We start from the raw sequence: 11,836 nt of genomic DNA, 5'->3' as shown, positions 1-11,836 counted from the left end.
CCCATAACGCGGGCCCAATCACTCCCGCGGAAGGCGGGACTTCTGCACCTTCCCCATGTCGTTGCGCGGCAGCGCCTCGGTGAACCGGATCTCGCGCGGCCGCTTGTGGGGCGCGAGCAGCGCGGCGACGTGGTCGATCAGCTCCCGTTCCGGCGGGGCGGCGCCCGCCGGCACGACGTGCGCGACGATCCGCTCCCCGAGGTCGGCGTCCGGCACCCCGAGGACCGCCGCCTCCGCCACTCCCGGGTGTTCCAGCAGCGCGTTCTCGATCTCCCCTGCTCCGATCTTGTAGCCGCCGGACTTGATCAGGTCGGTGGCGCTGCGCCCGACGATCGCGAGCGCGCCGCTCTCGGTCCAGCGGCCGATGTCGCCGGTGGCGAACCAGCCGTCCGCGGTGTGCGCGGCGGCGGTGGCGTCCGGACGGTTGAGGTAGCCGTTGAACAGGCTCGGTCCGCGCACCTCGACCGCGCCCAGCCCGTCGTCCTCGCCGCCCGGCACCGGCGCGAGCCGGATCTCGGTTCCGCGCAGCGGGCCGCCGACCGTGCCGACCTCGGGCTCGTCGGCGGCCCGCGCAGCCGTCAGGATCAGCGTCTCGGTGAGCCCGTACCGCTCACGCACGGCCAGACCGGTGGCGCGGTGCAGGCGGGCGTGGTCGACGGCGGTGAGCGCGGCCGACCCGGACACGAGCAGCCGGGCCCGCCCGATCTCCTTCGCCGACTCCGCGTCGGACTCGAGCTGGTCGGCGAGCCGGTGGTACTGCGTCGGCACGCCGAACACCATCGACGCCCCCGCCGCGGCGAGCACCGGCGCGTCCAGCCTGCCGATGTGGTGCAGGCCGCCGCCGCGGCGCAGCGGGCCGAGCACGCCGAGCACCAGCCCGTGCACGTGGAACAGCGGCAGTGCATGGGCGAGCAGGTCGTCGGCCGTCCAGTCCCACGCCTCGGCGAGCGCGTCGAGGTCGTACGCCACGGCACTGCGCGGCAGCACCGCACCCTTCGGCGGGCCGGTGGTGCCGGACGTGTAGATCACGAGCGCCGGGACGTCCGGCGGCGGCTGCTGTGCCGGCGCGGATCCGGTGGCGGTGAGGTCGACGTCGATCCGCGGGAGCGCCCCGAGCGGACCGGGCAGCGTCGCTCCGGGCGCGGCCAACGCCACGTCGGGCGCGCAGTCGCCGACCACGTGGCCCAGCTCCCGCTCCCCCAGCTTCGGGTTGACCGGGACCGCGGCGACGCCCGCGAGCAGCGCCGCCGTGACGCCGACCGCCGTGTGGATCGTCGGCGTGGCGTGCACGGCGACGCGCTTGCACCCAGCGAGCGAACCCGCGAGCGCCCCGGCGGCCCCCGCGAGCTGCCGGTAGGTGAGCGCGTCGTCGCCGAACCGCAGCGCGGGCCGGTCGTCCGGGTCGAGGAGAGCGGGGAACAGCGGGTTCACGCGACCACCTTGCCGGGGTTGAGGATCCCGTGGGGATCCAGAGCCTGCTTCACCGCGCGTTGCAGCGCGAGGACCTCTGGGCCGAGCTCGGCTCGCATACCGGGCAGCTTGAGCAGCCCGACGCCGTGCTCGCCGGTGACGGTGCCCCCGAGCTCGAGCGCGGAGTCGACGATGTCGGCGAACGCCGCCTGCGCCCTGCGCCTCGCGGCTTCGTCGCCGTGCGGGGTGATGAGCAGCGGGTGCAGGTTGCCGTCGCCCGCGTGCGCGATGTTGGCGATCAGCACGTCGTGCCGCGCGGCGATGTCCTCGACGCGGGCGAGCATCTCGGCGAGCCGCCCGCGTGGGAGGCAGACGTCCTCGGTGAGCATCGCGTCGCCGCGCTGCTCCAGCGCCGGGTAGGCCACGCGCCGGGCGTCGAAGAGCGCGTCGGCCTCGGTGGGGTCGGTCGAGAAGACGGCTTCCCGCGCGCCTGCGGCCTCGAACTCCGCGTGGATCGCCGCGGCCTCCTGCTCGGCGGCGGGCTCGGGGAGGTCGGTCTGGGCGAGCAGCAGCACGGCCGCGTCCTCGGGCAGGCCTGCGTGCTTCCAGTCGTTGACGGCGCGCAGGCACACGCGGTCGATCAGCTCGAACGCCGAGGGCTGCAGCCCGCGCGCGGTGACCCGGGAGACCGCGTCCCCGGCCGCGGTGAGCGTGTCGAAGAAGCCGACGACGGTGCGCGGTGAGCCGGTGCGCAGCGGCCGCAGCCGCACGGTGATCTCGGTGATCACCCCGAGGGTGCCCTCGGAGCCGACCATGAGCCCGGCGAGGTCGTAGCCCGCGACGCCCTTCGCGGTGCGTCGCCCGACCCGCACCACGTCGCCCGCCGCGGTGACGACCTCGAGCGCGAGCACGTAGTCGCGGGTGACGCCGTACTTCACGCAGCACAGGCCGCCCGCGTTGGTGGCGACGTTGCCGCCGATCGTCGACCACGGCGAGCTCGCCGGGTCCGGCGGGTACCACAGGCCGCGTTGCGCCACCGCCGCGCGCAGGTCGTCGTTGACCACGCCCGGCTGGACGACGGCGAGCCGCTCGGCCTCGTCGATCTCGACGATCTCGCGCATCCGCTCGGTGGACAGCACCACGCACCCGTCCACCGCGTTCGCCCCGCCGGACAGGCCGGTGCCCGCGCCGCGCGGCACCAGGGGGCGCACGTGCCGGGCGCAGGCCGCGACGACCGCGGCGACCTCGGCCGTGCTGCGCGGCCGCACCACCGCGGCGGCCCGCCCGTACGGCGCCCACTCGGCCTCGTCGTGCAGGAACGGCGCCACGACGTCCGGGTCGACGACGACGCGGTCGGCCGGGAGCGCGGCGAGCAGGTCCGCGACGAGTGGATCAGCGGGAGGCGGCACAGCTCAGCACGCTAACCCGCAGGACGCGCCTACCGCACCCGCTCGACCAAAGCCCGGCCGAGCAGGTGGCCAGAGCGCCACGCGGTCTCCACCCGCGGGCTCCCCCAGCCGTCGCCTGCCAGCCCGATCCCGTCGGCCGTGAGGTGGTACGGCTCCTCACGGACGCCGTCCGGGGACGCGTAGGGCCAGTGGTGCGCCAGCGTCCACACGGGCGAACTGCTGACGCCGAGCAGCGCACGCAGCGCGTCGAGAACGGGCTCGATCGCGCCGTCCGGCTCGGCCTCGTGGGCACGCGCGACCTCGGCGGTCGTGTGCGCGACCAGGACGGGAGCACCGTCGCCGCGCCGCGCACCGTCGTCGGCGATCAGCGTGAGCACCGGGTGGTCGTTGACGAACGCGGCGGGCAGCTCCGCCCACTCCCGGTCGGGCCATGCGGCCGCGACCGCGACCGCGGGCCGCCACTCCCGCCCGGCGAGCCGACTCGTCACGGGGTGATCGAGCAACCGCAACGCCTCCGGGTCGGGCATCGCGAGCACGACGGCGTCGGCGGGCTCCCCGTCCACGACCGGGCCCGGCCCCACCCGGCGGACCTCGTGGCCGAGCTCGACCGGGAGCGCGGCCGCCAGGTCCGCGACGAGCGCGCCCAACCCTCCGGGGGCGGCCCACCGCTGCGGCCCCGGGGCCCGGTCGCGAGTGCCGCCGCTCAGCACGGCGAGCTCGGAGGTCCACGGTCGCGCGAGCCCCGCTGCCTGCCACCGCAGCACCACCTGCTCGAAGCCGGGGTCCCGCACGGTGAAGTAGGCGGCGCCGAGATCCACCGGGCGTCCCGCGACGACCCGGCCACCCATCCGCCCGCCGACCTCGCCCGCCCGCTCCAGCAGCCGCACGGGCACGCCCGCCGCCGCGAGCTCGGCAGCACAGGCCGTCCCGGCGATGCCCGCGCCCACCACCACGACCGACATCAGAGGGCGGCCGCAACTCGGGTGAGCCGCTCCTGCCACCAGCGCACGCGGTCCGGACCGGCGGCGACGGCCGAGCGCCGAACCGGCTCGGGCGCGCGCCGCGGCACCGGGAGCCAGCCGTCCCGGGGTCGGATCGGGTCGTCGACCACGTCCGCGGTGAGCAACGCGCCCGTACCGAGGCCGCACGCCATGTCCAGCCGCGGCAGCGCCCCGGCCAGCGCCAGCTCGGCCGCCATGCCGACGCTCGTCTCCAGCGCAGACGACACCACGCACGGCAGCCCGCACGCCTCCGCGACGGCCAATGCCCTCCGGACGCCGCCGAGCGGCGCGACCTTCAGCACCGCGACGTCCGCCGCCCCGGCCACGGCCACCCGCAACGGGTCCTCGGCCCGGCGGATCGACTCGTCCGCCGCGATCGGGACGTCGACCTTGCGGCGGACCGCCGCCAGCTCGTCGACGGTCCGGCAGGGCTGCTCGACGTACTGCAGCCCGCCCGCCTCGCGGTCCAGCGCGGCGATCGCGTCGACCGCCTCGTCGACGCTCCACGCGGCGTTGGCGTCCACCCGGATCGCCCCCGCCGGGCCCAGCGCATCGCGGACGGCGGCCACCCGCTCCAGGTCGGCGGGCAGCGAGCCGGCCCCGTCGGCGACCTTGACCTTCGCCGTGGCACAACCCGATGCCCGCACGATCTCCTGCGCCCGCTCCGGACCGACGGCCGGCACGATGCAGTTCACCGCGACCCGGTCCCGCACCGGCTCGGGCCAGCCCTCCTCGGCCGCCTCCCGCGCGGCGGCGAGCCAGGGCGCCGACTCCCGGTCGTCGTAGTCGGCGAACGGGCAGAACTCCCCCCACCCGGCCGGACCCTCGATCAGCACTCCCTCGCGGACCGTGATCCCCCGGAAACGAGTGGTCAGCGGGATGGCGTAGACGTCGAGCACCGGCCGACCCTACGTGCGCCCGCCCCGACTCGCGCACACCCACAGCGCAACTCGCGCGCATCCAGACCGCGACTCGCGTACACCCAGAGCGCGACTCGCGGACGGAGCGGGCGCGCCACGCCCGCGAGTCGCGGTGTGAGTGCGCGCGAGTCGCGGTGTGAGTGTGCGCGAGTCGCGGGGGGCCTACGCGAGCAGCTCGTGGTCCGCGGGGCGGACCTTGCGGGTGCGGCGGCGGAAGTCGAAGGTGTAGCCCGGCCAGAGGGTGCGGTTGCGGCCGTCGTCGTCGAGGTACCAGCTCGCACAGCCGCCCGCGGTCCACACCGAGCCGTCGAGCCGGCCCTGCAGCCGGGCGTTGTAGGCCTCCTGGCGGTCCCGGCGGGTGTCCAGGGCCACGGCGCCGTGCTCGTCGAGCACGCGCAACGCGTCCAGCACGTAGTTCAGCTGCGACTCGATCATGAAGACCATCGAGCTGTGCCCGAGCCCGGTGTTCGGGCCGGTGAGGACGAACAGGTTCGGGAACCCGGCGATCGTCGTGCCCAGGAAGCCCTCGACGGCGCCCTGGTCGGCGAGCCGCACGCCGTCGCGGCCGGTGATCGGCACCGACTTGCCCAGCCCGGCCCCGACCGTGAACCCGGTGCCGAAGATGATCGTGTCGACCTCGTGCTCGACGCCGTCGGCCGTGATCACCCCGTTCGGCGTGACCCGCACGATCTTCTCGGTGACGACGTCGACGTTGGGGCGCTTGAGCGCCGGGTAGTAGTCGTTGGACATCAGGATGCGCTTGCAGCCGATGGTGAAGTCCGGGGTGACCTTGGCCTCGAGGTCGGGCCGGTCGGCGAACACCCGGTGCAGGTAGGAGCGGGCGAACCGCTCGATCAACGCCATCCGCCGCGGCTTCAGGAACCCGCTGACGAGCATCTCGTTGCGGGCGTAGATCAACGCGCGCTGCAGCCGCTGGACCGCCGGAACGGCCCGGTAGAGCCGGCGCATCGCGGCGGGCACCGGACGGTCGGGCTTCGGCAGCACCCACGGCGCGGTGCGCTGGAACAGCGTCAGCGAGGCGACCCGCGGCTGGATCGCCGGCACGAACTGGATCGCGCTCGCCCCCGTCCCGATGACGGCGACGCGCCGGCCGGTCAGGTCGTGGTCGTGGCGCCACTGCGCGGAGTGGAACACGGTGCCGGTGAACTCGTCGAGGCCCGGGAGGTCGGGCACGGACGGCTCGTGCAGCGCCCCGGTACCCCATACGACGACGCGCGCGTGCACCTGCGAGCCGTCCGCGAGCTGCAGCTCCCAGCCCTTACCCACCCAGCGCGCCGCGGTGACCTCGGCGCCGAAGCGGACCCGGTCGCGCAGCCCGAACCGGTCGGCGACGCGCTCCAGGTAGGCGCGGATCTCCGGTTGCCGGGCGAACGTGCGCGTCCACTCCGGGTTCGGCGCGAAGGAGAACGAGTACAGGTGCGACTGCACGTCGCAGGCGCAGCCCGGGTATGTGTTGTCGCGCCACGTGCCGCCGAGGCTGTCGCCCTTCTCCAGGATCAGGAAGTCCTCGCGACCCGCCCCGCGCAGCCGTACCGCGGCGCCGAGGCCGGCGAACCCGCTCCCGACGATCGCAACGTCCACGTGCGTCTCGTGCATCGGTTCCTCCTCGCGGCGTTACCGCCGGTAACTTACCACGAGTAACTTACCTCCGGTAGGGTTCGATCGGTGGACACCCGCCCCGTTCGGCGCCGCGTCGGCCGCGCCGAGCGCGAGCGCCAGATCCTCGACGCCGCAATCGCCGTGTTCGGCGAGCGCGGCTACCAGAGTGCCTCCATGGACCAGGTGGCCGAGCGCGTGGGGGTCACGAAGCCGGTCCTCTACACGCACTTCGGCTCCAAGCACGGGCTGCTGCTGGCCTGCATCGCGCGGGCGCGGGCGGAGCTGCTGGAGGTCACGTCGGCCGCGGCGGCGTCGGCGGCCACTCCGGAGGAGATGCTGCGGCGGGGCACGCTCGCGTTCTTCGACTACCTGGAGCGCCAGGCCCCGGAGTGGACGATCCTGTACGGCGAGTCCGCGGTGGCGGGCGAGGCGATCGAGGAGATCCGCGCCCAGCAGACCGACTTCATCGCCACCCTGCTCGCCGCCCAGGCCCCCGGCACCGACCCGCAGCGGCTCACCGGCTGGGCCCAGGTCATCGTGGGAGCGTGCGAGCGGCTGGCGCTGTGGCGCGCCCGCGCCGGCATCACGAGCGAGGAGGCCACCGGCTACCTCATGGACCTCGTCTGGACCGGCCTCTCCGGCGGCGCGGCCGGTCCCGCGAACCCGCCGGAGCAGGGCCGGGACAATCCATCGCAGTGAGGCACACGGCGAAGTGAGCGAGACCGCGTCTCCAAGGGCCCGCGAACCCGCCGGAGCGAAGCGGAGGCAATGAACACAGTGAGTACGACCGCACCCCGGCTGCTGCAGGTCCGGCGCAGCGAGCGGATCACCCCGCGCATGATCCGCGTGACGCTCGGCGGTGACGAGCTCGCCGGCTTCGGCGGCGAGGGCCCGGACCGCCGGATCAAGATGTTCTTCCCGGTGGCGGGCCAGGAGCGGCCCGCCGTGCCGCGGGCGACCTCGGGCGGACCGGTGTGGCCGGCGGGCGAGCCGCGTCCCGCGATCCGCACGTACACGGTCCGCCGCTTCGACTCCGGCGCGGGCGAGCTCGACGTCGACTTCGTGCTGCACGAGGGCCACGGCCCCGCGGCCGCCTGGGCCCGCGACGCGCGGCCCGGTGCGTGGGTGGGGGTGTCCGAGCCGGGCGGTCGCTACGAGCCGGACCCGGCCGCCGACTTCCACGTCGTGATCGGTGACGAGACCGCGCTCCCCGCCGTCGCCACGGTGCTCGCCGCCCTGCCGGGCGAGGTGCCGGCGCTGGCGTTCCTCGAGGTCGCCGACGCCGAGGAGGAGCAGGAGCTGCCCGGCTCGGCGCGGGTGCAGTGGGTGCACCGGGGTGCCGCCGAGCCGGGCGAGCCGCTGGCCGCGGCCGTGCGGGCCGCGGCCTTCCCGGCGGGGAGCGGACAGGCCTGGCTGTCGGGCGAGTCGGCCTGCGTGCGCGACCTGCGCAAGCACCTGCTCGACGAGCGCGGGCTCGACCGCAGGCGGGTCTACGCCACGGGCTACTGGCGGGCCCGCTAGCCGGCGGGCGGTGCCCCGTCGCGCCGCGTGGGCATCACGTCCCGGCAGGCCTCCAGGGCCGCGGCCCATTTGTCGGCGTCGACGCCCTCCGGTGCGGGCGGGCTGCCATCGCCCTCGGCCGGGCCGCGCAGCCGCACCCCTCCGCCAGGAGGCGGGTCACCCTCGGGACCGCCGGACCGCTTCGGCAGCGTCACGCCGTTCTCGGCCATGCAGGTGGCGAACGCGTCCATCCGCGGGTCGGACGACGTGACGGTGCCCCCGTTCGTGCTCGCGCTTCCGGTGCTGCTCGTCGATGCGGTGGTGTCGCACCCGGCGAGCACGATCAGCCCGGCCGCGGCGAGCCCGGCGGCCGGCCACCTGTGTCGGCGGCGGGTCTGTGCACGTGGCATCGGCGGTGATCCTCGATTCCGCCGCGGACCCTCGCCGCGGCCAGGACGAACCTGGCGGGCGGAGATGAGGAGCCGCTGTGCGGCGCCGCGGAACGCGCTGTGAACGATCATGGCCGCCGGCTGTCCGGTCGAATGTCCGGACCGATCGCCGCACGCGCACCCGCTGGTCCCACGAGCTGAGCAGATGTCCGCATCCCGTTGCACATCGGGACGGCGCGGAGCGAGGATCGCGGCATGCCCGGTGCTCTGGTCCTCGTGGGACGCCTCCACGTCGACCTCTGCCGCCTGCAGTCCGGCGCGCTCTGTCGCTGACCGCCGCCCTCCTCCCCCATGCTGCGCGCGGGCCCCCCGCGATCACCTCGTGGTCGTCGTGGCGGCCGCAGCGGCCGATTCCGCCTGCCCGAGGAACACCCATGACCGCAACGCTCGACACCGCCCCGTCCCCCACCCCCGAGGTCCTCGACGTGGATCCGCTCGGTCCCGGCTTCGGTGCCGTGGTCCGCGGTGTGGACCTCGCCGCCGCGTCGGACGCGACCGTCGCCGCCGTCCGCCGCGCGCTGACCGACCACAAGGTGCTGTTCTTCCGCGACCAGGAGCTCGACCCGGACAGCCAGATCGCGCTCGGCAACCGGCTGGGCCGCCTCACCGCGTCGCACCCGGTGGTGCCGGGGCTGGACGAGGCCCACGCCGAGATCTACGCCCTGGACAGCGCCGACAACGGCTTCGCCGACGTCTGGCACACCGACGTCACGTTCGTCCGTCGCCCGCCGCTCGGGTCGATCCTGCGCGCCGTCACCCTGCCCCCGAGCGGCGGAGACACCAACTGGGCCGACCTCGAGCTCGCGTACGCCTCGCTCTCCCCGGCTGTGCGGGAGCTCGCCGACCAGCTCACCGCCGTGCACGACGGCACCCGCGAGTTCGGCTACTACCTCGCTCAGCGCCGCCAGGGCGAGGGCAACCTGTGGGAGGGCGAGCGGTACCGGCTGCTCGAGCCGGTCGAGCACCCGGTCGTGCGGGTGCACCCGGAGACCGGTCGCCGCTCGCTCTTCGTTAACCCCGGTTTCACCAGCCATCTCCTCGGCGTCTCCGACGCGGAGAGCCGCCACCTGCTGGACCTGTTCTACGCCCACATCACCAAGCCCGAGCACATCGTCCGGCACCGCTGGCGGCTCGGGGACGTCGCGATGTGGGACAACCGCTCGACCGTTCACTACGCGAACCGCGACTACGGCGACCAGCGGCGGGTGATGCACCGCGTGACGCTGCGGGGCGACGAGCCGATCGGCCCCGGCCGTCTCGAAACGGCAACGACGCGCTGACGCGCGTTCACCATCCGCCGCCGGCGGGTAGGACCCCGACCGGCTCGGGGCCGCCCGCCGCTCCGGCGCGACCGCGGAAGGACCTTCGCACATGCTCAGCTCTCCAGGCCGCCGGGCGCGGGCCGCGATCGGCGCGGTGCTCGCCGTCGCCGCCCTCCTCACCGCATGCAGCGGCCGGACCGCCTCGACCAGCTCGGGCACGGGCATCACCGTGCAGGCGGCCGAGTTCCCGTGGAGTGCCGCCAAGCTGACCAACGCGATCCTCGCCGAGGTGGCCGCCCGGCACCCGGACCTCGGCGTCGCCGGGATCGACACCACCGCGCTCGGTCCCGCCCCCGCATGGGCCGGGGCGCAGCGCGGTGACATCGACCTCCTCGCCGAGGTGGCGCTGCCCAACCAGCAGGAGCTCGCCGACAAGGCGAAGGACCGCGTGACGCTGGTCCACCAGACCTACGGTGGGGCGAAGCAGGGCTGGTTCGTCCCGACCTACGCCACGCAGCCGGGCCAGCCGCTCGCCGGGCTGACGAGCGTCACCCAGCTCAACGACTACGCCGCCGCACTTGACGGGAAGCTCGTCGACGCCGACCCGAGCTTCATCACCACGCAGCAGAACGCGAAGCGGCTCGCCGGGTACGGGATCACGCTCCAGCAGGTGACGTCGAGCGAGGCGGCGCAGCTCGCGGAGCTGCGCAGGGCGTACGAGCGGCAGGCGCCGATCCTCGTGTACCTCTACCACCCGCACTGGGTGTTCAACGAGTTCGAGATGACCCAGCTGCAGGAGCCGAACCCCTTCCAGCCCGACTGCTTCACCAGCGGGAGCGGCGCGTGCGCCATGCCCGACTACGCGGCGTGGACCGCGGCCAGCACGCGGCTGCAGCAGGAGGCGCCCAGGTTCTACGCGCTGCTGCAGCGGTTCGAGCTGCCGCTGCCCGACATCGAGGCGATGCTGAAGAGCATCGACGTCGACAAGCAGCCGGCCGACCAGGTCGCGAAGCAGTGGGTCGAGGCGAACCAGTCGCGGGTGCAGCAATGGCTGGCGAGCTGAACGAGGGCGCGCCCGCGATCCGCTGCCGCAACCTCACGAAGGTCTTCGGCAGCGGGTCGGCGGTCCGCGGCGCGCTCGCGTTGGCCGCTGACGGCGTCGAGCGGGCCGAGATCCAGCAGCGGACCGGCGCAACGGTGGCCGTGCGCGACGTGTCGTTCTCGGTGGCGCCCGGCGAGCTCTTCGTCGTGATGGGGCTCTCCGGTTCCGGCAAGTCGACACTGGTGCGCCTGATCAACCGGCTGATCGAGCCCAGCGGCGGCTCGATCCAGGTCGACGGCCGCGAGCTCGGCGGACTGCGCGACGCCGAGCTCCGCGAGCTGCGCAACCGCCGGATGAGCATGGTGTTCCAGCACTTCGCGCTGCTCCCGCACCGCACGGTGCTGCAGAACGCCGGCTACGGGCTGCAGATCCGCCGCGACGGCGACTGGCGGGAACGGGCGCAGTGGGCGCTGGACCAGGTGGGGTTGGGCGACCGCGGCGACGCATTTCCCGGGCAGCTCTCCGGTGGCATGAAGCAGCGCGTGGGGCTGGCGAGGGCGCTCGCAGCCGACACCGACGTGCTGCTGATGGACGAGCCGTTCTCCGCGCTCGACCCGCTCATCCGCCGCGACATGCAGGCCCTCCTCCTGCGCCTGCAGCAGGAGCTGCGCAAGACGATCGTCTTCATCACCCACGACCTCAACGAGGCGATGCGGCTCGGCGACCGGATCCTGCTGCTCAAGGACGGGCGGCTGGTGCAGCTCGGGACCGGCCCGGAGATCCTCGCCGCGCCCGCCGACGACTACGTCGCCGACTTCGTCTCCGATGTCGACCGCAGCCGGGTGCTCACCGCGGAGGACGTGCTGCGCGCGCCGCGCGTGGTGGCCCGCCTGCAGGACCGGCCCAGCGAAGTTCTCGCCAGGCTCGGCGCCGCGGAGGCGACCGGCGCGTACGTCCTCGGCGACGAGCAGCAGATCCTCGGCGTGGTGGGCGACGACTGGCTCGCCCACGCCGCCGCGGTCGGCCGCGATGTGATCGACGGGGACGGCCTCAGCAGCGAGTACGCCACGACGCGACCCGACACCCCGCTCATCGACATCCTCGGCCGCCTCGGCCGGCACACCGTGCCCCTTGCGGTGGTGGACGAGGGGCACCGGCTGCTCGGCGTGGTGCCCCGCGCCGCAGTGCTCGCATCCCTCGCCGCCGTCCCCACCCGGAGCTGA

11 protein-coding genes are annotated in these 11,836 nt (G+C 74.6%); 5 read left to right on the top strand and 6 right to left on the bottom strand.

Translation table 11 applies throughout. The annotated features are described in order from the left end of the window. Positions 1 to 18 precede the first annotated feature (18 nt). From FB388_RS02995 to FB388_RS02975, 5 genes are all read right to left on the bottom strand, one after another. A complete protein-coding gene (locus FB388_RS02995) occupies positions 19 to 1,431 on the bottom strand; it encodes an AMP-binding protein (protein ID WP_142096566.1) in 1,413 nt (470 codons plus the stop codon). Next, positions 1,428 to 2,819 carry an FAD-binding oxidoreductase gene (locus FB388_RS02990; protein ID WP_211361735.1) on the bottom strand — a complete coding sequence of 464 codons (1,392 nt, stop codon included), beginning with the start codon at positions 2,817 to 2,819 and terminating at the stop codon, positions 1,428 to 1,430. Before FB388_RS02990 ends, FB388_RS02995 begins: the two co-directional genes overlap by 4 nt. 29 nt (positions 2,820 to 2,848) lie before the next feature. Next, positions 2,849 to 3,781 (bottom strand): NAD(P)/FAD-dependent oxidoreductase, encoded by a 933-nt coding sequence (locus FB388_RS02985; RefSeq protein ID WP_142096563.1) that lies wholly within the window; start codon positions 3,779 to 3,781, stop codon positions 2,849 to 2,851. Beyond that, positions 3,781 to 4,719, bottom strand: coding sequence for an o-succinylbenzoate synthase (locus FB388_RS02980; RefSeq protein WP_142096560.1), 939 nt, complete (start codon positions 4,717 to 4,719; stop codon positions 3,781 to 3,783). The genes FB388_RS02985 and FB388_RS02980 overlap by 1 nt, the downstream gene beginning before the upstream one ends. 183 nt (positions 4,720 to 4,902) lie before the next feature. Next, positions 4,903 to 6,357 (bottom strand): flavin-containing monooxygenase, encoded by a 1,455-nt coding sequence (locus FB388_RS02975; protein WP_142096557.1) that lies wholly within the window; start codon positions 6,355 to 6,357, stop codon positions 4,903 to 4,905. A gap of 69 nt (positions 6,358 to 6,426) precedes the next feature. On the opposite strand from FB388_RS02975, the gene FB388_RS02970 reads away from it, so the two are divergent. After that, complete coding sequence (locus tag FB388_RS02970; protein ID WP_142096554.1) at positions 6,427 to 7,059, top strand: TetR/AcrR family transcriptional regulator; 633 nt, start codon at positions 6,427 to 6,429, stop codon at positions 7,057 to 7,059. A 78-nt stretch (positions 7,060 to 7,137) separates the two neighbouring features. Then, positions 7,138 to 7,881 (top strand): siderophore-interacting protein, encoded by a 744-nt coding sequence (locus FB388_RS02965; RefSeq protein ID WP_142096551.1) that lies wholly within the window; start codon positions 7,138 to 7,140, stop codon positions 7,879 to 7,881. Here FB388_RS02965 and FB388_RS02960 read toward each other — a convergent pair. Then, complete coding sequence (locus FB388_RS02960; RefSeq protein WP_142096549.1) at positions 7,878 to 8,270, bottom strand: hypothetical protein; 393 nt, start codon at positions 8,268 to 8,270, stop codon at positions 7,878 to 7,880. The genes FB388_RS02965 and FB388_RS02960 overlap by 4 nt on opposite strands. Positions 8,271 to 8,683: 413 nt before the next feature. Here FB388_RS02960 and FB388_RS02955 point away from each other — a divergent pair, with 413 nt between their 5' ends. From FB388_RS02955 to FB388_RS02945, 3 genes are all read left to right on the top strand, one after another. Beyond that, positions 8,684 to 9,589 carry a TauD/TfdA dioxygenase family protein gene (locus FB388_RS02955; protein WP_142096546.1) on the top strand — a complete coding sequence of 302 codons (906 nt, stop codon included), beginning with the start codon at positions 8,684 to 8,686 and terminating at the stop codon, positions 9,587 to 9,589. Positions 9,590 to 9,680: 91 nt separating this feature from the next. Continuing rightward, on the top strand, positions 9,681 to 10,634 hold the full coding sequence (locus tag FB388_RS02950; protein ID WP_142096543.1) for a glycine betaine ABC transporter substrate-binding protein: 954 nt from the start codon (positions 9,681 to 9,683) through the stop codon (positions 10,632 to 10,634). Continuing rightward, entirely contained in the window at positions 10,619 to 11,836 is a 1,218-nt protein-coding gene (locus tag FB388_RS02945) for a quaternary amine ABC transporter ATP-binding protein (RefSeq protein WP_142096540.1), read from the top strand. The genes FB388_RS02950 and FB388_RS02945 overlap by 16 nt, the downstream gene beginning before the upstream one ends.

Source organism: Pseudonocardia cypriaca, from assembly GCF_006717045.1.
Lineage (GTDB): Bacteria > Actinomycetota > Actinomycetes > Mycobacteriales > Pseudonocardiaceae > Pseudonocardia > Pseudonocardia cypriaca.
Note: the sequence above shows the minus strand (reverse complement) of the source record. Positions and strands in the feature narration are given on the sequence as shown.

Coding starts and splice junctions, on each gene's coding strand:
- FB388_RS02960 (WP_142096549.1), bottom strand. CDS start 8,270: ATGCCACGTGCACAGACCCGCCGCCGACACAGGTGGCCGGCCGCCGGG.
- FB388_RS02955 (WP_142096546.1), top strand. CDS start 8,684: ATGACCGCAACGCTCGACACCGCCCCGTCCCCCACCCCCGAGGTCCTC.
- FB388_RS02950 (WP_142096543.1), top strand. CDS start 9,681: ATGCTCAGCTCTCCAGGCCGCCGGGCGCGGGCCGCGATCGGCGCGGTG.
- FB388_RS02945 (WP_142096540.1), top strand. CDS start 10,619: ATGGCTGGCGAGCTGAACGAGGGCGCGCCCGCGATCCGCTGCCGCAAC.
- FB388_RS02985 (WP_142096563.1), bottom strand. CDS start 3,781: ATGTCGGTCGTGGTGGTGGGCGCGGGCATCGCCGGGACGGCCTGTGCT.
- FB388_RS02975 (WP_142096557.1), bottom strand. CDS start 6,357: ATGCACGAGACGCACGTGGACGTTGCGATCGTCGGGAGCGGGTTCGCC.